Here is a 23,429-nt window from a genome sequence, read left to right as displayed (position 1 = left end):
AATATCTTTCTGGATGGCTGGTATATAAATCCCTTTGTTTTCCATTCTCAATGCCGTTACTGTGATGTAAAAGAAAGTACTCAATAATGAAATTTCCGTAAAACCATCGCTAAAGTGGTTAGATGGAAAACTTAGATGGGGCAATCTTTATTACTGAAGGAATTTCAAAATTAGGCTTCTCCCTCCCGTAATTGCCATTTTAAACACAACATTAATATGTACAAGCCTGCCACCGTTTCTAAACTTAGGTTAAGTAACCTTTCATTAGCTCATCTATCTATTAATTGCACTTCCTGTGCATTCATATTTTAATACCTTTGCAATGTGAAATTTTTCGCAGTCATATTATCCGTTTATTTCCTGGGGCTAAACTTTATACCCTGTGATGATACAGCCGTGTCTGAAAATCAGGATACTGTCTCCGTTAGTATGGAAATATACCAGGATCAGCCGGGAGACCAGCAGGGGACTTCTGATGACTGTCCTCCTTTTTGCCAGTGTCACTGCTGTCATATCCATTTGGTGAGAAGCACTCCCAGTGCCTTCGAAATTTTTGAACCAAAAATACCTTTTTTGACACCTTTGTTTGGAGAGCGTGTCGGCAAAGAAATTGCCTTTTCTCACTTTCAACCACCCCGCGTTTAATTCAACTTTTGTGATAGGATAATTATATCCTTACGCCATTGACTTCATTAATGGCCATCTCATCTATTTATGTTGAATTAAATTCTATTATTAATGATTAACAAAATTATAGCATTCTCTATAAACAATAAGTTTATAATAGGTTTGCTAACATTGGCACTTATTGGAGCCGGAGTATGGTCTATGATGACCGTAAACCTGGGTTCGGTTCCTGATATTACAAATAATCAGGTGCAGGTTATTACCCAATCTCCCAGCTTAGGTACTGAAGATATTGAACAGTTTGTCACTTATCCGGTCGAACTGGCAATGGGTAATCTTCCTGGGGTGACTGAATTACGGTCTATTTCCCGCTTCGGACTCTCGGTGGTAACTATCGTTTTTGAAGATGACATGGGCACTTATTTACCCCGACAGCTGGTTCAGGAAAAATTGACCGAACTGCAGGAAACCATTCCGGAAAACTTTGGTAGCCCATCGATGGGTCCAATTTCTACCGGGCTAGGACAGATTTATGAATATACCATTCAGCCGCAACCCGGTTTTGAGACGCAATATACTCCTGTTGAGCTTCGCAGTATTCAGGACTGGATTGTAAAAAGGCAGTTAACCCTGCTGGAAGGGGTTGTGGAAGTCAATTCGTTTGGTGGATCAATCAAGCAGTACGAAGTAGCCATCAACCCTGAAAAATTAAACGCGCTGGATGTAAGTATCTCTCAGGTGTATGAGGCCCTGGCCCGGAATAATGTAAATACCGGTGGAGCCTACATTGAGAGGAACAGAATGTCCAACTTCATTCGGGGAGAAGGCCTGATCCAGTCCTTAGATGACATCAGGAAAATAGTGGTTACCCATGAAAATAATACTCCTGTTACGATTGGAGATATAGCCGAAGAAGTGAATTTTGGAAGTCAGGTGCGTTATGGTGCTTTTACCCAGGATGGAGAGGAAGCTGTGGGGGGTATTATTATGATGCTGAAAGGTTCCAATCCTAATGCAGTGATACAGAATGTAAAAGACAGGATGGCAGAGGTGGAAGAATCCTTGCCGGAAGGACTTGAAATCAGGCCCATCATTGACAGAAGTATGCTAATTGGCAGAACAACCGATACTGTGACTAAAAACCTGTTGGAAGGAGCCTTAATTGTAATTTTTGCTTTGGTTTTTCTTCTTGGTAGCTTGCGCGGAGGTTTAATTACTGCTACCACCATTCCTCTTTCTCTGCTTTTTGCTTTTATTCTTATGAAGCAGTTTGGCGTTTGGGCAAACCTGATGAGCCTGGGTGCCATCGACTTCGGGATAATCATTGATGGTGCGGTTATTATCATAGAAGGTGCCGTTTATGAAATCCATAAAAGGATTAAAGCCGGCAAAGTCAAATTTAATCAGGCTGTTATGGATGAGGTAGCTTACGATTCCGGAAGCACTATGATGAGGTCGGCATTTTTTGGTCAAATTATTATCCTGATTGTGTTTGCACCTATTTTATTCCTTACCGGGGTGGAAGGCAAAATGTTCAAACCAATGGCTTACACTTTTGGTTTTGCAATGATAGGTGCCATCATCTTGTGCCTTACCTACGTTCCTATGATGACTGCATTATTTATGAAGCCGATTCAAAACAAGAAAAACTGGTATGGCAAGTTGGAGCGCTGGCTGGAAAAAGTTAGTGATAAAATCATTGGTGGTATCCATCGTGCCTACCTTCCGATTTTAAAAGTTTCCCTTCGCCTTAGAGCAGCGGTAATCATAGGATCTATTGTTTTATTAGGGGCTGCAGGTTATGTTTTTTCCACGATGGGGGGAGAATTTATTCCTCAGTTAGATGAAGGGGACATTGCCATGCAAGCTCTGATTAGGCCCGGTAGTTCGCTGACTGAATCTATAGAAGTTTCGAAAAAAATAGAGATTTTGTTGTTGGAGAACTTCCCTGAAATAAAAACTGTAACAGCCCGTATTGGGGTGGCCGATATTCCTACAGATCCCATGCCGATGGATATAGCAGACATGTACCTAATTCTCGAAAAAGACAGGGACAAATGGGTATCTGCTGAAACCAAAGAAGGACTTATTGAACAAATCCAGGAACTGCTAAATAAAAATCTCACAGGGGTCAACTTTGTTTTCACCCAGCCGGTAGAACTAAGATTTAATGAGCTTCTGGAAGGGGTAAGAGAAGATATTGCCGTAAAGCTCTATGGGGAGGATTTAGATGTACTTTCTACAAAGGTCCAGGAAATGGCAGAGATCATTCAAACTGTTCCCGGAGCCGGAGATGTGAATGCGGAAAGAACGTCTGGTCTCCCACAAATGACGGTGCGTTATAACCGGGATAAACTCGCTCAATACGATCTGGATATTCAAAAAATCAATGAGTACATAAGCACTGCATTTGCAGGCGGAGTAGCCGGGGTTGTTTTTGAAGGAGAAAGGCGTTTCGACCTGGTGGTTCGCTTTGATGAAGCACACCGACAAAGTATTGAAGATTTAAGAACCTTGTACATCGACCTTGCTGATGGTACGCAGATTCCTATCAGTGAAATAGCCGATATAGGTTATGTGCCCGGACCGATGCAGATATCCCGTGACGACACCTATCGAAGAACTTATGTTGGGGTGAACACCCGGGGGCGCGATGTGGAGTCGGTAGTGAATGATATCCAGGCAAGACTGGATGCTGAGCTGGATTTGCCACCGGGATACTATATCACTTATGGTGGGGAGTTTGAGAACCTTCAAAGTGCCAAAGACCGCTTGATTATCGTGGTTCCAATCGCACTATTCCTAATCTTTGTACTACTTTATTTTGCACTTAAATCTTTTTCGCAATCTATCATGATCTATATGGCCATTCCATTAGCTGCCATTGGGGGTATTTTCGCGCTCTGGCTCCGGGACATGCCCTTTAGCATCTCTGCAGGTGTAGGCTTTATCGTGCTCTTTGGAGTGGCAGTACTTAACGGGCTGGTACTGGTCAACCGCTTCAACTCTCTTAAAGAAGAAGGCGTGACCAGTATCAAAGACCGGATATTAATAGGTACCAAAGAACGAATCAGGCCGATCATGCTCACGGCTACAACCGATATTTTAGGGTTCATGCCTATGGCATTTTCCACATCAGCAGGAGCAGAGGTGCAGCAGCCATTAGCAACGGTGGTTATAGGTGGTATGCTCACAGCTACCCTCCTTACCCTGGTGGTGTTACCTGTGCTTTATACTTTAATAGAAAATATGAAAAACAGAAGAAGAAGTAGTAATAATAGTAATGGCTTTGCACCAGCTCCGGCAATATTGGTGGCATTGCTTTCTGTCGGAAGCCTTTTAGGTTTTAGCACCCGTGCAGGGGCACAGGAAAATAATTTTTTACAGAAAAATATTCCGGTGCAGTCTGAGACAGTTCAGCAGCAGGATTCACTACAAACCTTAACCTTAGAAGAGGCCCAGAAGCGGGCAATTGAAGTTTTTCCGAGAATAAGAGCCGCTGCCCTGGAGATAGAAAGTCAGCAGGCCTTAAAGAAAACGGCATGGGACTTTGGTAATACCCAGTTATTTACCGGTGCGGAAGAAATTAGTAGTGGTTCGGATAATGCTGACCTCGGGGTTTATACACAAATTGGAGTTCAGCAACAGAATATTGACATCTTCGGAATTGCCCCGCGCCTGAAGTTGCAGAAAGAAAGAGTGGCCCTGGCAGAAGAAGCCCTTGATCTTTCCATTCTTGAAGTAGAACTGGAGGTAAGTCGGGCCTGGGCTTCGGTATATGCTGCTAAAAATGCATATGAAACACTGCGGAGCCTGGATTCCTCATTTACCGATATCGAAAGGGCTGCACAAATAAGGCTGGAAACAGAAACAATCTCAAGGTTGGAATATTTGGCCACCGTAAACCAGGGCAATGAGGTTGAAATTCAAAAAGAGCAGGCATACAGGGATTATCTTAAAGCCTTACAGCGATTCAACCTGTGGTTTGCCAGTGACACTCTTTATACGGTACCTAACGTTCCTACCGAAGAGATTGATGAGCCCATTTCCGAATTATTACAACCTCTCGGCAATCATCCCCTCCTGGATGTATTTGAGCAACGAGTAGAAGTGGCTGATGCAACTTTTAAGGAAAGGCGGGCGCAGTTTCTTCCAAAATTTCAGGCGCAGTACGGTAGGCAGAAAATTGACGGCCAAACGGGCTTTTATCAATATCAGGTGGGCATCAGTATTCCCTTGTTCTTTGGACCTGAGCTAGGGAGAACACAATCTGCCAGATTAAATCGTGAGATAGCTGATGCAAATTTACAACAAACCCAACTGGAGCTTAAAACAACTTACACCAGAGCGCGCGAGGAATACCTTAAATGGCTTAACTCCTGGAGATATTATCAGGAGGAGGCGCTTCCATTAGCCGTCGAACAGCGGGAAGGAGCAATCATTGCCTATAGGGAAGGAGCAATTGATTATGTCACTTTTCTACAAAATATAAGGGATGCTGTACGAATAGAGATTGATGCCTGGGAGGCATTAGCAAATTATCTCAACAGCCGCTCCCAACTTGAGTATTTTATGAACACTTCAGAATAAATCGGTACTAATAGCTAAAGAATAAAAAAATGAAAAAACATTTTATAAAATTGTTCACCCTATTTATTGCAACAAGCTTTTTTGTTGCTTGTAATAATGGAGGAGGCGAAGAAGGGGAAACTGCAGCTCAGGAAGAGCAGGCTCTAGAAGAAGGCGGTATGGGAGAAGTGCATCTCTCCGAACTCAAGTTTAATAGTCTGGGCATAAAAGTGGACACTCTGCCCACCCGTCCGCTTTCCGAGATAGTGGAAGCGACCGGGCAACTGGAAGTACCGCCACAATATGAGGCGACAGTAACTGCAATTTTAGGTGCCAACGTTACTTCTATTGAAGTTATTGAGGGCGATGAAGTTAGAAAAGGCCAAACCCTGGCGTATCTTTCCCACCCTAACCTCACAAGTTTACAGACTGATTATATGACAACTTACAGTCGTATGCAGAACCTGGAACAAGAATTTAATCGCCAGCAAAGGCTGTACGAACAGGAAGTTGGTTCGGGTAAATTATTTCAACAGGCACAGGCCGATTATCAGGTGGTACAGGCAGAGGTCAAGGGGTTGGAGTCACAGCTAAGACGGTTAAACCTAAATGTTACGTCGATACGAGAAGGAAATATTAATGAGAATATACCTGTGGTAAGTCCAATCCAGGGGAACATTGAAGATGTTAGTGTGAAGATAGGACAATATGTTGATCCTCAAACCGAGCTATTCGAAGTGATTAATACCGAACATGTACATGCCGATTTAATGGTATTTGCAAAAGATGTATACAAGATTAAAGAAGGGCAAAAAGTTTTACTTCAAATGGAATCCATACCAGGAAGATCTTATACTGCTGAGATATATTCCGTCGGTAAAAAGTTCGAGCAAAATCCCAAAGCTATTCACGTCCATGCAGAGATACAGGAGGAAACAGAAAACCTTGTTCCCGGTATGTATATCAACGGCAGGATTATTACAGGCACCGGTACGGAGGTGACGGCTTTGCCGGAGGAGGCCATTATTGAGGAAGAAGGAAAATTCTACATCTTCACCGCTGAAAAGCACGAGGAGAACGGGGAAACCGAATGGTCGTTTAAACCGGTGGAAGTGATCACAGGAGAAGAAAATGAAGGCTGGGTAGAAATTAAGTTACTGCAGCCTTTACCTGAAGATGCAAAGGTGGCGTGGAACAATGGTTATTACCTTATTGCAGAAATGAAGAAAGGGGAAACAGGTCATGACGATTAAACTATGAAAGCTATAGAAAAATTTTTAGAAGAGAAGCATGTGAGACCCACTGCTATGCGAATGCTTATATTCAAGTTTTTGGCACAGAAACAAGTGGCTGTAACATTAGCTGATATAGAGATAGCTTTTGAAAAAAGTGAAAGAACAACTATTTACCGTACCATTAAAACTTTTGAAAATAGCGGAATTGTTCACGTCATAGAAGATGGAAGTGGAGTATCTAAGTATGCACTTTGTGAGGCGGGCTGTAATTGTGAGCTCGACAGCGATCTTCATCTTCACTTTCACTGTGAAATTTGTAAAGAAACCCAATGTTTAACTGAAACTAAGATTCCGCATATTAACCTTCCGCCGGGTTTTACAGCAACTGACGCCAGTTTGGTAGTCAAAGGAACCTGTGACAAATGCAATAAGGAATAAGCATTTTTAAACTTTGCGATTCTAAAGCACATCCATCAGGAAAAAATGCACTTCCGTTGCAGGACTATATAGATTAATTTCGTTCCTGTAATTAATTATTAGATAGGAAAATGCCAGTTTTAATGGATTGGCTTTTTCTATTGAAAGACCTTTAATAAGAAGTTATGGCGAAAGACAAGGACTATAAAGACGCAGAATTACAAGATCCAACAATTACTTCTCCCAGAACGGCTGAAGAACCCGGACCAAAACCTGAAAAAGGTGAAGATAGCTGTTGTCCACCTCAGCATAATGGAGCAGGTAAAAATGAGGAAGAAAGATCTTCCTTTATTCCGACTATAGTAAGCTTGATACTTTTACTGTTTGGTATTGGGCTGGACTTTTTTGATGTGGAATGGTTTCAAGGATATCTGCGCTTAATTGTTTTTGGTGTTGCTTATGTTCTCGTTGGCGGGAAAGTTGTACAACATGCTGTGACCAACATCGCAAAAGGAAATATCTTCAATGAATTTTTTCTTATGACCATTGCCACTCTCGGGGCATTTTATATTGGAGAATATGCAGAAGGAGTTGCCGTAATGTTGTTTTACGTGATTGGAGAACATTTTCAGGAAGCAGCGGTTGCACGATCCCGTCGCTCAATAAAAGCTCTTATTGATAATCGTCCCGAGGAGGTTACATTGATCAAGAATGGACAAGTTTCAATTGTTAATCCGAAGAATGTGAACATTGGGGAAATCATCCAGATCAAACCCGGGGAGAAAGTAGCGCTTGACGGAGAAATGCTTAGTGAAAGCTCCTCCTTTAATACTGCCGCCCTTACAGGAGAATCAAAACCTGATACCAAGAAAAAAGGAGAGACAGTGCTTGCAGGGATGATAAACCTAGATAAGCTGGTTGAGCTAAAAGTAACTTCCGGTTATGAAGACAGTGCTTTATCAAAAATTCTCAAACTCGTTGAAGAAGCAGGTGGGAGGAAAGCAAAAACCCAAAAATTCATCACCCGCTTTGCAAAAATTTATACTCCGATCGTGGTTTTCTTCGCCATAGGTCTGGCGTTGCTGCCCTATTTCTTTGTCGACGCTTATATTTTTGAGGATTGGCTATACCGGGCCCTGGTATTTTTGGTGATCTCCTGTCCCTGTGCCCTGGTAATCTCCATTCCCCTGGGATATTTTGGAGGTATAGGCGCCGCTTCCCGCAACGGTCTTCTTTTTAAAGGCTCCAATTTTCTCGACCTCATTACAAAGGTAGATACCGTGGTAATGGACAAAACCGGAACACTCACTGAAGGAGTGTTTAAAGTACAGGAGGTAAAAGTCCAAAGTCTGGAAAAGGACCGGTTTTTGGCTCTGACAGCGGCATTGGAGAGCAAGTCCACCCATCCTATTGCTTCGGCAGTTGTAGAACACTCCGGGAACGCTTTCAAACAGCTGAAAGTGCAGAACGTAGAAGAAATTGCCGGACACGGATTAAAAGGAACGGTAGACGGGAAAGAACTTTTGGTCGGGAACGCGAAATTGTTGCGAAAGTTCAACATCTCCTATGCCCCGGAGATAGAGGAAATAGTGGAAACGATTGTTGTGGTAGCAATGGATGGTAAATATGAAGGTTACATAACTATTGCCGATCAAATTAAAGAAGATGCGGCGTTAGCCATAAAGCAACTTCGGGAGTATGGTATTGATAATATTGTAATGCTCTCTGGCGATAAAGATTCTATTGTTCAAAAAGTAGCGCGACAGTTAAAGATCGACAAAGCATACGGTGGACTACTGCCTCAGGACAAGGTGGCTAAGGTCGAGGAACTAAAGAAACAGGGGAAAAAGGTGGCATTCGTAGGAGACGGTATAAATGATGCCCCGGTGATCACCTTAGCCGATGTAGGAATGGCCATGGGAGCCTTAGGCTCTGACGCAGCAATAGAGACCGCAGATGTGGTGATACAAACAGATCAGCCGGGCAAAATCGGCACGGCCATTAAGATCGGCAAAAAAACGCGACAGATTGTATGGCAGAATATTGGCCTTGCCTTTGGAGTAAAGGCACTGGTGCTAATTTTTGGCGCATTTGGGGTAGCATCTTTATGGGAAGCAGTTTTTGCTGACGTGGGAGTGGCATTCTTAGCCATTTTGAATGCTGTGAGACTACAAAGGATAAAATTCTAAAACCAGCGAAATGAAAAATCAGCACCGGAAAAAGGATTTAAAAATAGCCAGGAAAATTCAGGTTTATAATATTATTTATGATATTATAGAAGTCGTAGTTTCTTTAATTGCAGGATTTACCTCTGGAAGTGCAGCCCTTATTGGTTGGGGTCTGGATAGTGTAATTGAAGTTGTTTCTGCCAGTACTTTATGGTGGCGTCTAAATGGTGAAATAGAGGGAATTGAGGACAATAAAGTCAGGAAAAGGGAAAAAATCACTTTGTTTGTAATCGCAGGATCTTTTCTCCTTGTAAGTGGTTATATTACTTACGATTCAATCACCAAGTTGATAAATGAAAATACCCCCAACTGGAGCACCCTTGGAATAATTATTTTGTTGGTCTCTTTAGTGGTTAATCCTATTTTAATATACTACAAACGAAAGTACGGTAAAAAATTGGACAGCAAAGAATTGCTTGCCGATTCAAAAGACACCTTCATATGCCTTTACCAAACAGTGGCAGTATTAGGTGGTTTATTAGCTGTTCGATATTTAGGTTGGTGGTGGGCTGACCCTGTGGCGGCTCTTCTTATTGTACCATATGCCTTAAAAGAAGGTTGGGGGGCGTTTAAAAATGGAAGAAATATTAGTTCGGACACATGAATAGGTTGTTATTAGTTTATTTAGAGGCTTGATATTTTTTAAAATGAAGTTATGAGTTGTCGGTTATGGGTCTTAATATTACTTGCTGTTAGTATTAAAACCTTTGAATCAATTGTTCCTATTGACTTCTTGTTTACTAGAGATATGCTCGCTTGCATTGCCTTGACCGCCTTTTCTGAGGATTCTTTGATTTCTCTGGCACTGGTTATAGAGCGGATATTGCAACTGCCCATATTGGCCCTTCCATCTCAAGTGTTACTGAGAATAAGGAACAGTAGCAACAATCTATCTTAGCTTTTAGTTGTTTGCTACAGGCAATTATCGTTCTCCTAGTCAAAAAATTCCATATTCAGTATTTACTAAAGAGCAAGTATCTTATCTTTAGTACGTATAATCTCAAATCTTACAATTTTGATACATATACTTACAACAGGTGGCACCATCGAAGGGCTGGATTGTGACCAAAAACAAAGCGCCGGGAAAACTTCACTAAGTAATTTTCTGGAAGCGGCGAATGTTTCTTTTTCTTTTTCCATAGAAGAAGTTTTCCAGAAAGATAGCAGATTTATTACATTTGATGACCGGGAGTATTTGGCAGAAAAAGTCCAAACCTCAGAATCTTCAAAAATTTTGATATCTCACGGCACTTTCACTATGGAAGAAACTGCAAAACATATAGCAGATCGAAAAATAAATAAAACGATAGTTCTCACCGGTTCCTTTATCCTGGGGTCCTCTCGAAATACAGATGCTCCATTCAATTTAGGCTATGCAATATGTGCCTTACAGTTTTTAAAACCAGATGTCTATGTGGCTATGAACGGCAGAATTTTTCATTGGAGCAATGTTGCTAAAAATTTAAAGACAAATAAGTTTGAGTCTAAAGATGAAACACAATGATGTTTGGCACTTCAATCCATTGGGGACGACCATTTTTTATTTATTGATTGACACCATTATTGAATTACTTGCTGTCATTCAAAATCCAAAGCTGAAATCCAGATATATTGCTTTCAGTCTGCTATAGTAAAGGTTTAGCTTTTAGTGAAAATCCAAGGCTTATCTTGTCAATTCATTACTCCGAATAACTACTACTAAATAATAGTTAAGATATTTTCCATAATAATAGAAGGTAACTGACTTGATAATGCTTAATTTCAAGATTAGATAATCAGGTGGAAAAGATAGAAGGCCTGGATAACGAATTAAAAAAAAGAAGCAACAGCTTTTATTAAAGAGTGCCCTAGAATCAGTAAATGCGTCTTTTTACCTATATCATCGAAGACACTTTTAAAATAAAGACAGCAGATCTATCACATTTGAAGACCGAAGTATTTGGTAGAAAAAATCCAAACCTCAAAAGCTTCAAAAATTTTTATATTCCACGGTACTTTCACTATGAAAGAAACTGCAGAACATAAAGCAGACCGTAAAATAAATAAAATGATAGTTCTCACCGGTTCCTTTATTCTGGGATCCTCTCGAAATACAGATGCTCCATTCAATTTAGGCTATGTAATAGATGCCTTACAATTTTTAAAGCCAGACGTTTATGTGGCTATGAACAACAGGATTTTTCATTGGAGCAACGCGACTAATTTGAAGACAAATAAGTTCGAACGCAAAGATGAGAAACAATGATGTTTGGCACTTCAATCCATTGGACGACCTTTTTTTACCTATTGATTGACACGATTATTGTACTTATTGCTGTCATTCAAAATGCAAAGCTAAAACGCCTGAGCCTAAGAAGGTATATAACTCTCGGGTTGCTGTATATTGCTTACAACTTAACCGGTGGATTCCTGCCAACAGAAAGTTTTCCTGATCCAGTAATTGTTCAATATATCATTACTTATGGCGTAGCAATAGCTCTGTGCCTTTATATGATTTATTATTTATATAAAGATTATGATATTCAATTTTTAAAGTATGGTTATACCATCCGCAATATTGCTATACTCGTTGGTGGTTGTTTCATTCTTCTATTTTTAATCCCGTATTTTCTTACAAACTCTTTAAATGCAGCAAGGATTTATTTCACGATCCCGGTTTCAATTATAGCGTTTATTTTTCTCGGCTTATTTTACAGAAGGATTTAAAACATCGATAGTCCAAATTCATTTGTTTCTAAAAAGAATAGATTAGCCATCATAAGTATCTCTTGCATAGCCCTTTTGCCCATTCTAACAGTTATAGGTGATTATCAATGGTTAACCTTCACTGTAATGAACCTGGCTTTCTATGCAATATCAGTTATTGAAGTAAATAGATACCTTCGTTTTCTGAAGATTAAGCCTGAAGCCTTCGAAGTCTTTGCTTTTCAAAAAGTAGAAGGAAATGAAGCCCTGAAAAACAAAATAATTTATGGAGATCTGACAAGAAGGGAAGTTGAAATTGCATTATCCATTTTACGAGGATTATCCTATAAAGAAATTGCCAGAGATTTTTTCATAGCAGAAAGCACTGTTTCTAAACATGCCTCAAATATTTTTAAAAAAACTGCGGTCAAGAATAGAGGTCAATTTATATCCCGCTTTAAGCCAAAGAATGAATAGCTTTGGTACTATTTTGGGCTTTTAGCTCTTATTCCGTAGGAAAATACGGACTTTTCCGTAATAAAATACGGCATCAATTATTGACCGTAAAGGTATTTGTGATTATCTTCAAGGAGGTTCTTTAGCTGTCATTAGAGTACCTCCCAATTTCCTTTTTGATCATTCGCAGTCGACAGACTCGCATTGGCTATCTAACCATTTATATAAAGAAGTGCATGATGCTTTACAGTAAAATTGTTACAGATGGATTCAGAGGTGCTCTCATACAAGCTATTGGAAGAACTGGAGGAAATCAAACTTCAAAGCAGGAATATCCTTGAGCAATCCTATCGCTCTATTGAATTCTGTCGTAACCTACTCATTACACTCAAAAGAGAAGTCATAGCTAAAGGTTTTGACTCAATTGAAGCCGAAACTGAATTCTTTAAAACTACAAAACAGATTCCCCTTGTTCATCTAATTTATTTCTCCGAAGTCCATTCCTTTGAAATTCAGTTTCCAAAAGCGGATAAAAACTCCCAGCTTAAATTCATAAAAAAGAAAATTGGTAAGCTAAACCGTTTCTTTCTGTACAATATGGATTTCGGGCAGTATGTCAATTCCGGGGCAACCCATTTCGACAAAGAATATTACACCCGGGATTATCTGGATAGCTTTCATATAACAACTTCAAAATTTTATTTTCAGGATCCGGATTTTTCTACGCCCAGGGATATGCTCTTAGGGAAATTCAAAGCCTACAATAATCTGGTTATTTATCTGGATGAACGAATTTCCAATCTTGAAAATAATCGCAATGGGAAAGAGGTAAAGCAGCGTGCTACCGAAAAAATACATTGGCCATTTACTAATTCAGATTGGGTGGAATTGGTTTATGCCCTATGGTATAATGGACTTCGGAACCAGAATGGCCTCAGCATTATGAAGGTTTCACAAAAGCTTCAGGAAATTTTTGATTATACACCAAGGCACATCTACAAAACCAACCAGGACATCAAGGGCAGAAAAAATAGCAGGACGTTATTCCTTGATCAATTAGCGACCTCACTACTTTCCGAAATGGATAAGAGCGAAGAATAAAAATTTCCATTTTTCGATCTTTCAAAATTGTTAAAAAATACCGTACTACGGTTGACCTACCGAAATTATTTTTTTATTCAAACCTTCATTTAATTTAATGGTATTTGAAGATTTAAGTTTAAAATCTGAAAAATAAAAACAGCCAAAGTCCAACACATTTCAAGATGTTAAATTTTGACCGTACTACGGCCGTACTGGGGAACAAAATCCAGTAATCCCTCTCAATTTTGTAGAACGAAAGTCAAACCTTGATAGGGGCTATTAACTAAAAAGATATAACAGCTTGATAGTCCCTTTCTTTAAAAACAGTTCTATTATGCCAACAAGTATTATTACCACCGACGATCTTCGGGAGTTCAAACTAGAACTACTAGAGGAAATTAAAAGTTTAATCACCAAACAATCATCAGGAACTTTAAAGAAATATTTAAAATCTTCTGATGTAATGGATTTGCTCCAGGTAAGTCCGGGAACTCTTCAAAATCTAAGAATTAACGGCACACTCCCCTACACCAAAGTTGGAGGAATTATTTACTATGATGCCGAGGAAATCCAAAACCTGATGACCACCAATCGGGTAAATCACAAATTTGAATAACCATTATGAACTATATCAAGCAACTGAATGCGGCTTTTGAAAAGTTCTTTTTTGATGACCGTTTGAACCCGACCCATATTAGCTTGTATATGGCTTTATTTCAGGAATGGAACAGCAGCCGGTTTGCAACTGAGTTTTTCGTTAACCGCAGGGAACTGATGCGCGTGGCCAAGATCGGTTCAAAATCCACCTACCATCGGTGTATTGTTGAACTGGATAAGTGGGATTATCTCTCATATTTTCCGTCCAGCAATCCGTACAAAGGCAGTAAAATCAAGATGTTCATTATCAAGACATCTGATGAATCGTTCACGGGAGATGACGATCCCATATTGGAACAGCTTGCGGAACAGTACCATCCCATAAATGAACCAGTAGTGTACCGGCACTGTCCTAATGGTGGACAAGCAGTGAACCCACACCATCCCACCAATGGACAAGCTGTGTACCCACACCGTCCCATGAGTGGACAAGCATTGGTATCTAATATAAACAATACTAAACAAGTAAACATTAATAAACAGCCAAAGGACAGGCAGGCTGTTTTATTTTTTTTTAAAGAAAAAGGTCATTCTGCCGATGAAGGAAAAAAATTCTTTGAACACTACCAGGAAAGAGATTGGAAAACCAGCGATGAAAATGAGGTGAGGGATTGGCGGGCTTTAGCCATAAACTGGATGGATCGTGCTGAATTGTACGGCTCAAAAAATAGCCAAACTAAAAAAGGAGCGTCCCAAATTCAGGACAACCTAAAAACCACTAAAATCAAAGACTATGGTCAACCCCTCTAAAATAATCGAAGGCGGTGTAGAATATTCGCTGGGCAAGTTTGATGGGAAAATTGTTTTTTATGATTTCCCTAAAATCCTTATTTACCTTAACGCCAAAGGAAAATTACTTTTTGGAGAAAAATTCAAGATTTACGCGGAAGACCGGGATATTATACTAAAGTTGAGTTCTTATTTTATCAAAGACAAAAAGAGCTGCCAGAAGTCTGGAATTGATGTTGAGAAAGGCATTTTACTGTCAGGTCCCGTAGGATGTGGAAAAACCACCCTAATGAAACTTCTCCGCCACCTGGTTCCTTTGCAAAAGCCTTACGAGATGATTCCATGCCGTAATGTCACCTTCAGCTTTAATCATCTTGGCTATAAAACGATTGAAGATTACGGAAATACTAAATTCTATTGCTTTGATGATTTAGGGGTAGAACCTCCAGGCAGGTTCTACGGAAAAGATTGTAATGTTATGGGTGAAGTGCTGTTATCGCGTCATGAACTTTTTCTTCAGACAAATCAAAAGGTTAAAACCCATGCCACAACAAACCTGAACGCTGAAGAGCTCGAGGATCGCTACGGAACCCGGGTTCGTAGCCGAATGCGGGAATTGTTCAACCTCGTTGCTTTTGAAGAAGGTGCTATAGATAAAAGAAAATAATTAGCGCCTAAAGATATTGGTAAGCAGAACAACTTCAGATATAAGCTGTCTTATAATTTCGCCGATACTCTTGATAACTTCTGAAAATGCTGCTTTCATAATTCTTTTTTTAGATAATTACTTATGCCTGATAAAATAGCCAAAGCCATCGTCCTAATTCCTGATGGTTCAGAAAAATAAGCAGCCTCAACCGGATTATTTAAAAATCCCACTTCAATTAGAATAGCAGGACAAAACTTTATCATTTCCCTGAGTACCTGAAAATTGGCAAATTTCATCCCCCTGTTTTCTATGTTTATATTAAGAGTAGACTCTCTTAAAATTTCATCCCCAAGAGAGATTGAAGTTCTGGTGTTATAGTCAAATTTTTTGGATTCAGAATAAAATGTAAAAATTTCCATTCCCCTGGCAACGCTATAAAATGAATTGCAATGCAAGGAAATAAATATATCTCCCCTTAATGATTTTGCTAAGTTGATCCTTTCTGAAAGGGTGAAAAAACTATCATCATATCTTGTAAGGTAAATGTCGTACTCATCTCCAAATATTGATTTATTGAGCCTGATCATTTCTTTTCCTATGGCCAGGACAACATCTTTTTCCTGGATTCCATTTACTCCGATTGCACCAGAATCTTTTCCTCCATGACCAACATCTACAATAATTCTTTTTTGATGTTCTTTTCCCTGCCCAAAAATGAAACACATTTTCAGGAGCAAAATCAGAAAAATGACGTTTTTCAGCCTCATGAGCATTTAAAATTTTCAGGTTCTGGCCAGTACTACTTCTGTTTTTAATCTAATTTAACATCAAATAATATCAAACTAACCTATTCAAAATCAAATATTATTTTTTATTTATTTAGCTGATTTTCAGTTGTTTATAACTAAATATATGTATTTTTTCCATAACAAAAACAACACAAAAATTAATGCTGTTCGTTATGAAAAAATCAATCTATCCAACACTTTTTTTGTCCCTGATTTCTTTCCCGCTTTTTGCACAAATCGGGGGAATTGAAAATTCGGTTAATGATATTGCCGATACTATCCGGACCATCTTCCCCATCCTCCTTGGAGTGATTTTTCTTGTTGGTTTCCTGTTTAACGCAGGCCACTTCTTTGGAGAAAACGCAGACCTGAAAAAAGGAATTACCCGGGTGCTCGTTTTTGTCCTAATTGCAGGAGCAGTAGTGGGAATCTTCACCTATTTAATTTCAATCGTGGTCTAATGAAACAGTTTGAAGTCTATAGAAACATTAGGAAAGGGGCTGTCATTTTTGGGCTTCCCATCTCCTCCTTTGCTTTAATGATGATTTGCGTAATAGCTTCATTATTGGTCATCATTTTCTCTTTCAGCTTCTGGATCATCATTGGTGCTTTGATCTTCAATTGTATCCTTTATTTAGTACTAATCAGAATAACCAGAACATCACAGCTCTTTCAGGTGTCGGTAAGATTTCCAGAAATCATCAGCAACAGAAGAAATTCAAATTTAAATTATGAACAAGATTAATCTATCAGATTTTACGCCCATAATCGATATTCAGGACAATATCATTTTTGCCAATAACGGGAACGTAGTTCTTTGTTATGAGGGGAAGTTACCTGAAATCTACTCAGTATCTGAAAAGGATTTAGAAGATATCCATGGGGTTTGGTTCCAGGCCCTAAAATCTTTGCCCACTGGAAGTGTGGTACACAAACAGGACATTTATTTAAAGAAATCATATGCTGCCGATTTGTTGCCGAATACCACCTTTTTGGAAAAGGCCACTCACGATCATTTCAAAGGCAGGGAATTTATGGAACATCGCTGCTACCTGTTTTTTATCCTCACCAAAAACAAAGCATTAAATAACCCGAAGTATGTCAATCCATATCGAAAGGTCTCTAAAGGGATGTGCCAGGAACTGGATGATAATCTCAAAAGTTTTATCAGCTCTGTCAGCGATTCCGTTTCCTTTATCAATAATAGTCGAAAGATGTCTTTTCTACCCCTTGGTGAAGTGGAAATTCAGGCTTTGACCAATAGCTTCTTTAATGGTTTTCATGAAGGTTTTGATACCGATATGCTGCTGAATAAATCTAATGTTCAGGTTGGCGACCAATATTTTGATGCCCTGGCTATCAACAGCGAGCTTTGTTTTGGCGATACTGTTCAGAGCAGTAAGGTCAATGAAAGGTTTACTTCTGATGATTTCACATTCCACCAGGGTTTTATTGACGGCCTCGGCTTGACCCTTAATGAAAATCATATGGTGAATCAGATTCTCTACCTGGATGACAAACAAAAATGGCGGAAGCTCCTTGATAACAAAATTGAAGAACTCCATAAAAGTTCAAATTTTGGATCCCAGAATAAGGTGGTGCTGGGTAAAATTCAGCACATCCTTGACCAGATAAACGCCGATGACACTTCAAGAATTATTCGAGGCCACTTGAATGTCATCTATTGGGCTAAGGAAGCCGGAGAACTAACACAGATAGCTTCAAAAATAAAAACTGAATTTAAGGAACTGGATATTACGCCCTACTACCCCCGCGGCGAAGAACGTAAAAATTATGTGCTGAATAGCTACTGTTGTTTTTCTTCTAATTTTTCCAATTCAGATGTATATGTTACGGATTTAAAACATGCGCTGTGCCTGCTGATCAATAATACGAATTACAAATCTGATCCTACAGGAATCATCTTCAATGATCGGGAGCACAACATTCCGGTACTAAAGGATGTATGGGACGAGGGAAAGAAACGGATTAAAGCCCGAAACTTTGCCATTTTTGCCCCTACAGGGGAAGGAAAATCCTTTCTGGCCAATAATATTCTGCGGCAGTACTTTGAGAGCGGAGTGCGCCTTGTAATCATTGATCTGGGTGGATCCTATACAAAATTCGCAAAATTATATCCTGAGAAATATACAGTTCTGAGATATGAAAGCGGAAAAAATTTGGGTATCAATCCGTTTTACATCAGTAATTCAGAGGATATAACGCCTGAACGCCTCGAGGATTTGTCAATGTTCCTGTTTGAACTCTTCGGCTCCGATTTAAAAGTCACCAAAGCACAGTCGGTTTCGATCAAAAAAATATTGCTCCACTACTATTCGAATGTTCCAGAAAAACATTCCTTGGATAGTTTTTATCGGTTCATAGAAACAAATCAAAAAGATCTCCTGCAGAAACTAAAGATCCATCCCGATTACTTCAACATAGTGAACTTCCTACACGTGATGTCCGAATATGTTGGGGATGGCCTGTACAGCTTTCTTTTTGAAATTAGCGAGGATCAAACCTACAAAATTGAGGACAAGCGATTGATTGTTTTTGAACTTGATGAAGTAAAAGACAATAAGGAAGTCCTTTCAGTAATGCTTAAGCTGATCAAATCTGCTATCCAACGGACCATTTGGAAAAACCCTGCGGAGAAAGGCATCATCCTTTTTGATGAATTCGCGAAGCAGTTGAAATTCGAGAATGTACTGGAAAGCGTGGAATTTTATTATCAGGCGATTCGTAAACAGAACGGGGCAATCGGCATCATCTTACAATCTATTAACCAGCTGCCGAACAATTCCACCTCGGCAAGTATCCTGGAGAACACCCAGGTCATTTACAGCCTGCACAATGAAAAAGGGTATAGCGAGCTGGCCAGGCGGTTAAATCTTTCCAGTCACGATCTTAACCAGTTAAAATCCATCAGGAACAATCTTTCCGGAGGGCGCAAATACACTGAAATGTTTATCAAGATTGGAAAGGAAAGCAATGTCTTCCGTCTTGAAGTGCCCAAAGAAGTTTATGCAGCTTATTTAACCGATGGATTCGAAAATGAAGAAATAATGAGGCTCTACCGGGAACATCAGGATATGGAAAAGGCCATTATGCTATATACAACAGAAAGTCGGCTGACTATAAAAATTTAAAATCATGAAGAATTTACTTTTAACCTTAAGTCTGATACTATTTGTGAATGCCAGTTCCGCCGGTCAGGGAATGCCCGTGTACGATAATACGAACTTTATCAGTCTTGTAAAGTCGCTGGTCGAATCTGCTAAGCAAACCTCACAACTTTTAAAAACTGCTGAATTCCTGAAACAGCAGAAAGAAAATCTTGAGAAGGTGAATACGGTCGTGAAGCAACTGAAGGCAGTCCGCGAAATAGGCCGAAACAATCAACGTCTTATCGGGATAATGCAAAACGATCTAAGAGAAATCCTAAACTCGCCCTATATCAAACCGGAAGAAGTTACGCGGGTATCGGAATCTTTTAATGCCATTGTAGATAATTCTTTGGAAACAATGGATTTCATAGATGAAATCTTGTCCAGCGATTATCTAAAAATGAGTGACGGGGAGCGTACAGAAATGCTTCAGGAAAAGGAAATGCAGTCCAGGGAAATGGTTATGGAGATCAATATGAAAACCAAACGCTATCGGAATATCATTTCTTTCAGAAAGATGCAGGATAAGATCAACAATCGTGAAACAAATTTTTAGAGATGAGTGCTAACATCATTTTAGGAATTGGACTGGAATATGTCGATACAGTTTTCCAGACCATCCAGAACAGTGAATTTTCACAGTACACCATTGTGGGTATGAAAACGCTTGCTGTGCTCTTTTTCCTTGTGAACATCCTTAAGAAATATAATGAAGGTATTGCTGATAAGGAAGGTTATACATGGGGATTGAGTCCCGGGGAACTTGCAAAGAATTTTGCAGTAGTGCTACTGGTAATTTTTTCCACACAAATCCTAGGTTTTTTTGATGGAATTCTAGTAGCCATTGAAGATCGCTATCGGGATACGGCTCCTGCATTGCTTCCCTTGCAGATGCAGGACATCCCCATTGAAGAAGATGTGAGCGCAATTGAAGCCGCAAGAAAGGCTATGGCCTTACTTTACGAAGTATTAGTAACGCCACTTTATGGATTCAAATTCTTTGCATTTATAATTAGCTTGTTTCTCTGGTTATTGGACCTGTTTATCTACCCATTATTTCTGGCTGAACGCTACTTTTTATTGGGATTGATGCAGGCTTTTTTTCCACTGGTCATAAGCCTGGCAGTCTTTGAAAAATTTCGTTCCCTGGCCTATAACTTTTTCAAACTATATGCAGCAGTCTATATGCTTGTTCCTGCATTTTTCCTGGTAAACGTTTTTATCAATGCAATTTACACAGAAATTAATACCAACTTCTGGACAAACCTGTTCGGTACAGACGTGGGTAGTGGTTTTTTTGCCCCGGTAGTTGAACTGGGATCTATCGGGTTTATAGTTTTTCTCAAGTTTAAACTTTACAGGCGGGCAACTTCTTTCACCCTAAGACTTTTCACATCATGAAAACACCTTATCAAAATATATATGCCGTGTTAAAGCTAAATAGGTTTGTAGTTATTGCTGTAGTTATATGTGCATTCTCTTCGAGCATCTTTTCGGGATGGATAGCATTTTCAATTCATAAAAGAGCACTGAACAGTGCCTTTGCGGTTAATACAGACGGAGAGTTAATTCCGTTAAAACTGGTTTCCCAAAAAGAAAACTTCAGGGTGGAAGCAATGGCACATTTGGAGTTGTTTCACAATTACTTCTATAACATCGATGCCAGCAATTATGAAAAAAACCTGGAAAAAGCGCTTTGGCTGGGAAACAGCTCTGTCGACAACCTATACCGGCAGAAGAAAGCTGATGGTGTTTACAACAGGTTGATTCAATATTCCCTGGTGCAAAAAGTACTTAGTATAAATACTGAGGTAGCCGAACAAGAAGGAACGTACAGCTTTAAAACCACTACCATTTTTGAAATCAACCGCGGATCTGTAATCGATACTTATGAGCTGGTTTCCACAGGAAACTTGATCACTGTAGATCGAAATTTTCCCAACAACCCTCACGGGTTGCTTATCACTAATTACTTTGAAAACACTTTAAAGAAACTAAATAATGAAAATTGAAAAGAATAAAATAGTGTTTGGGGCTGTAATCGCAGTAATACTCCTATTTCTAATTTCCTATTCGCTAATGATTATGGGCGATGACGAAAATGAGAGCCAAAATTTGAAACAAACTTTGGTTCCTGAACTGGAACAGGAATCGAAGGAATACGATTCCAAACTTGATGCTATAAATGATTTGAGGGAAGTCCGAGAAACCAATGCTCCCAGTATTTACGATGAGAAGCTGATAGATTCCCTGGGTTTCTATGACACAGAATTAACCGAAAAGGAAAAGGAAAGGATTGTTGACAGTATCTATGAATCTGGACGTATAAAATATTCCGAAGGAATAGACCAGGAATTCACGCCAGAACAAAAGCTTACCACTCCCACTCCTCAATTAGAAATTGAGGAGATACAGCAGGAACATAAAATTGAAGCTAAGGAAATGGGACTGGAGCATCAACTGTTCTTTGCCTCCTCCCCTACTTCAGACAGTAGGCTTGTTACAGCGGATACCCATTCAATTGTATATGCTGTGGTCGATGGGAACCAGGTCGTAAAGACCAATTCCCGCCTCCGAATGCGCCTGACATCGACAGCTAAGATCAATGATCAATGGATTCCTAAAAATACTATTATCTATGGCTTTATCAACTTTAAGCCTAACAGGACATTGGTCGAAGTTAAAAATATAGATCATCATCTGGTAAACCTGAAGGCTTTCGACCTCCAGGATGGCAGCGAAGGTATTTATGTGGTAAACAGTTTCCGGGCAGAGGCAACCAGTGAGGTTCTGGATGATATCATACAGGACATAAATATTCCAAGTGTGCCACAAATTAGTGGAATAACCAAGGTTCTTAGGCGCAATAACCGGAACGTCAAAGTAACCGTACTTAATGATTACAAACTAATTCTAAAATCTGAACTATGAAAACTAATATCTTATTCCTCCTGTTTTTTACCTCTTTTGCATTTCGTCCTTGTTTGGCTCAAGAAAGAAAAATCCTCGACACCATTTTTGCAAATGACCAAAAAAATGTGGCCCTGTTCTTTCCGAAACCTATACGGCAGGGAATAACAGGTTCTGACAATTTTGTTTTTACTTATAACCGGGAAGCGGAACAATATTTCGGACTCTTACAGGCCACGCCTGGAAAAGAAAGTAATCTTCTGGTAGTCAGTTCAAATGGTTCGGTTTTTTCGTATATTGTAAAGTATAAGGATCAGCTTAACCAGCTGAATTATTTTATTTTGAAATCTGACACCATAGGCAATGAAAAGCCTGTGGTCATTGATGAATCGGAGATAAATAAGGAAGAGCTTAAAGAAAGGGACAAGACCTACTATTACGATAATTTTTGCTCCTTTCTGGTTGAACGCAAACAAACATTAGGGCGATTAAAAAAACGAAATCAGTCTATTATCTTAAGTGTTGAAAATATTGTATTTGATAAAGAAGAACTCTATTTCGTTATCCAGATAGAAAACAAATCATCCTTGGATTATGATTTGAATTTCCTGAATTTAGGAATTGAAACCAGGCAAAAAGGAAAAAGGAAATCCTCCCAGACCATCTATGAAAAACCTCTTTTTAAGTACAGTATGCCTTCTAAAATCAGAGAAGGTGAAACTGAAAAACTGGTCTATGTGCTACCTAAATTTTCTTTGGGAGATGACCGCAGAGTCATACTGGAACTGAATGAAAAAAACGGCGGGAGAAATCTAAAATTAAAAGTACCTCATAAATATATCAATAACCCTAACTAGAAACGTCATGAAAAGAGTCCTCCTGTATTCTATCATTATAGCTTTGGTAGCTTGTAATGAAAAACAAATGTCCCACACCGAAACGGCTAAAATTGTTGCGGAAAGTTTTTATCACGATGATAAAGCTACCCTTGAAAAATATACAACTCCTGATATTTATGCTAATTTCATTACCATTCAAGATTTATATTCTGGAGAAGAGGAAGTAAATTTTGAAATTTCAGAAGAACAATCTAATGATCAAACTGCCTGGGTAAAATTTACCACCACCTTTACTGATGAACCAGAAACTTTTAAACTGGTTAAACAAGATGGGCAGTGGAAGGTAACAGAGCGTAGTGAAGGAGAACGTCCACCATTTTAAATAAA

At 39.4% G+C, this 23,429-nt stretch carries 23 protein-coding genes; 21 read left to right on the top strand and 2 right to left on the bottom strand.

What is annotated here, in order from left to right; translation table 11 throughout:
• Positions 1 to 324 precede the first annotated feature (324 nt).
• From IE056_RS18725 to IE056_RS01470, 13 genes are all read left to right on the top strand, one after another.
• Complete coding sequence (locus IE056_RS18725) at positions 325 to 645, top strand: DUF6660 family protein (RefSeq protein ID WP_311686710.1); 321 nt, start codon at positions 325 to 327, stop codon at positions 643 to 645.
• A gap of 93 nt (positions 646 to 738) precedes the next feature.
• Positions 739 to 5,217: a CusA/CzcA family heavy metal efflux RND transporter gene (locus IE056_RS01525; protein WP_189602853.1), complete on the top strand. Its 4,479-nt coding sequence runs from the start codon at positions 739 to 741 to the stop codon at positions 5,215 to 5,217.
• 29 nt (positions 5,218 to 5,246) lie between these two features.
• The gene (locus tag IE056_RS01520) at positions 5,247 to 6,449 is read left to right on the top strand and encodes an efflux RND transporter periplasmic adaptor subunit (protein ID WP_189602852.1); all 1,203 of its coding nucleotides are present in this window, start codon (positions 5,247 to 5,249) and stop codon (positions 6,447 to 6,449) included.
• Positions 6,450 to 6,452: 3 nt separating this feature from the next.
• Positions 6,453 to 6,869: a Fur family transcriptional regulator gene (locus IE056_RS01515; protein ID WP_189602851.1), complete on the top strand. Its 417-nt coding sequence runs from the start codon at positions 6,453 to 6,455 to the stop codon at positions 6,867 to 6,869.
• A gap of 164 nt (positions 6,870 to 7,033) precedes the next feature.
• Positions 7,034 to 9,037 (top strand): heavy metal translocating P-type ATPase, encoded by a 2,004-nt coding sequence (locus IE056_RS01510; RefSeq protein ID WP_189602850.1) that lies wholly within the window; start codon positions 7,034 to 7,036, stop codon positions 9,035 to 9,037.
• 10 nt (positions 9,038 to 9,047) lie between these two features.
• The gene (locus IE056_RS01505; protein ID WP_189602849.1) at positions 9,048 to 9,680 is read left to right on the top strand and encodes a cation diffusion facilitator family transporter; all 633 of its coding nucleotides are present in this window, start codon (positions 9,048 to 9,050) and stop codon (positions 9,678 to 9,680) included.
• Positions 9,681 to 10,091: 411 nt separating this feature from the next.
• On the top strand, positions 10,092 to 10,580 hold the full coding sequence (locus tag IE056_RS01500; RefSeq protein WP_189602848.1) for an asparaginase domain-containing protein: 489 nt from the start codon (positions 10,092 to 10,094) through the stop codon (positions 10,578 to 10,580).
• 498 nt (positions 10,581 to 11,078) lie between these two features.
• Entirely contained in the window at positions 11,079 to 11,321 is a 243-nt protein-coding gene (locus tag IE056_RS18360) for an asparaginase domain-containing protein (RefSeq protein WP_229793612.1), read from the top strand.
• A 536-nt stretch (positions 11,322 to 11,857) separates the two neighbouring features.
• Entirely contained in the window at positions 11,858 to 12,238 is a 381-nt protein-coding gene (locus IE056_RS18355) for a response regulator transcription factor (RefSeq protein ID WP_229793611.1), read from the top strand.
• Positions 12,239 to 12,481: 243 nt separating this feature from the next.
• On the top strand, positions 12,482 to 13,318 hold the full coding sequence (locus IE056_RS01485; RefSeq protein WP_189602847.1) for an RteC domain-containing protein: 837 nt from the start codon (positions 12,482 to 12,484) through the stop codon (positions 13,316 to 13,318).
• 316 nt (positions 13,319 to 13,634) lie between these two features.
• Positions 13,635 to 13,916 (top strand): helix-turn-helix domain-containing protein, encoded by a 282-nt coding sequence (locus IE056_RS01480; RefSeq protein WP_189602846.1) that lies wholly within the window; start codon positions 13,635 to 13,637, stop codon positions 13,914 to 13,916.
• A gap of 5 nt (positions 13,917 to 13,921) precedes the next feature.
• A complete protein-coding gene (locus tag IE056_RS01475; RefSeq protein WP_189602845.1) occupies positions 13,922 to 14,707 on the top strand; it encodes a hypothetical protein in 786 nt (261 codons plus the stop codon).
• Positions 14,691 to 15,353, top strand: a complete 663-nt coding sequence (locus tag IE056_RS01470; RefSeq protein WP_189602844.1) for an ATPase — start codon at positions 14,691 to 14,693, stop codon at positions 15,351 to 15,353. Before IE056_RS01475 ends, IE056_RS01470 begins: the two co-directional genes overlap by 17 nt.
• Before the next feature lie 95 nt (positions 15,354 to 15,448).
• Here IE056_RS01470 and IE056_RS01465 read toward each other — a convergent pair whose 3' ends face one another.
• The gene (locus IE056_RS01465) at positions 15,449 to 16,072 is read right to left on the bottom strand and encodes an N-acetylmuramoyl-L-alanine amidase family protein (protein WP_229793610.1); all 624 of its coding nucleotides are present in this window, start codon (positions 16,070 to 16,072) and stop codon (positions 15,449 to 15,451) included.
• A gap of 224 nt (positions 16,073 to 16,296) precedes the next feature.
• On the opposite strand from IE056_RS01465, the gene IE056_RS01460 reads away from it, so the two are divergent.
• Entirely contained in the window at positions 16,297 to 16,584 is a 288-nt protein-coding gene (locus IE056_RS01460) for a hypothetical protein (RefSeq protein ID WP_168137820.1), read from the top strand.
• Positions 16,585 to 16,600: 16 nt separating this feature from the next.
• Here the strand turns inward: IE056_RS01460 and IE056_RS18655 are convergent, their stop codons facing one another.
• On the bottom strand, positions 16,601 to 16,744 hold the full coding sequence (locus IE056_RS18655) for a hypothetical protein (RefSeq protein ID WP_189602842.1): 144 nt from the start codon (positions 16,742 to 16,744) through the stop codon (positions 16,601 to 16,603).
• 110 nt (positions 16,745 to 16,854) lie between these two features.
• Between IE056_RS18655 and IE056_RS01450 the strand changes: the two genes are divergently transcribed.
• From IE056_RS01450 to IE056_RS01420, 7 genes are read left to right on the top strand one after another with little or no spacing between them, the layout of a single operon-like run.
• Positions 16,855 to 19,275 carry a TraG family conjugative transposon ATPase gene (locus IE056_RS01450; RefSeq protein ID WP_189602841.1) on the top strand — a complete coding sequence of 807 codons (2,421 nt, stop codon included), beginning with the start codon at positions 16,855 to 16,857 and terminating at the stop codon, positions 19,273 to 19,275.
• Positions 19,276 to 19,279: 4 nt separating this feature from the next.
• Entirely contained in the window at positions 19,280 to 19,849 is a 570-nt protein-coding gene (locus IE056_RS01445; RefSeq protein WP_189602840.1) for a conjugal transfer protein, read from the top strand.
• Between the two features lie 2 nt (positions 19,850 to 19,851).
• Complete coding sequence (locus IE056_RS01440; RefSeq protein WP_189602839.1) at positions 19,852 to 20,694, top strand: hypothetical protein; 843 nt, start codon at positions 19,852 to 19,854, stop codon at positions 20,692 to 20,694.
• Positions 20,691 to 21,305: a conjugal transfer protein TraK gene (locus IE056_RS01435; protein WP_189602838.1), complete on the top strand. Its 615-nt coding sequence runs from the start codon at positions 20,691 to 20,693 to the stop codon at positions 21,303 to 21,305. Before IE056_RS01440 ends, IE056_RS01435 begins: the two co-directional genes overlap by 4 nt.
• Positions 21,295 to 22,224 carry a conjugative transposon protein TraM gene (gene traM, locus IE056_RS01430; protein ID WP_189602837.1) on the top strand — a complete coding sequence of 310 codons (930 nt, stop codon included), beginning with the start codon at positions 21,295 to 21,297 and terminating at the stop codon, positions 22,222 to 22,224. Before IE056_RS01435 ends, traM begins: the two co-directional genes overlap by 11 nt.
• Positions 22,221 to 23,060 carry a DUF4138 domain-containing protein gene (locus tag IE056_RS01425; protein ID WP_189602836.1) on the top strand — a complete coding sequence of 280 codons (840 nt, stop codon included), beginning with the start codon at positions 22,221 to 22,223 and terminating at the stop codon, positions 23,058 to 23,060. Before traM ends, IE056_RS01425 begins: the two co-directional genes overlap by 4 nt.
• A 7-nt stretch (positions 23,061 to 23,067) precedes the next feature.
• A complete protein-coding gene (locus IE056_RS01420; protein WP_189602835.1) occupies positions 23,068 to 23,424 on the top strand; it encodes a nuclear transport factor 2 family protein in 357 nt (118 codons plus the stop codon).
• Positions 23,425 to 23,429: the final 5 nt, after the last annotated feature.

The organism is Salinimicrobium marinum, from assembly GCF_014651535.1.
Classification (GTDB): Bacteria; Bacteroidota; Bacteroidia; order Flavobacteriales; family Flavobacteriaceae; genus Salinimicrobium; species Salinimicrobium marinum.
Note: the sequence above shows the minus strand (reverse complement) of the source record. Positions and strands in the feature narration are given on the sequence as shown.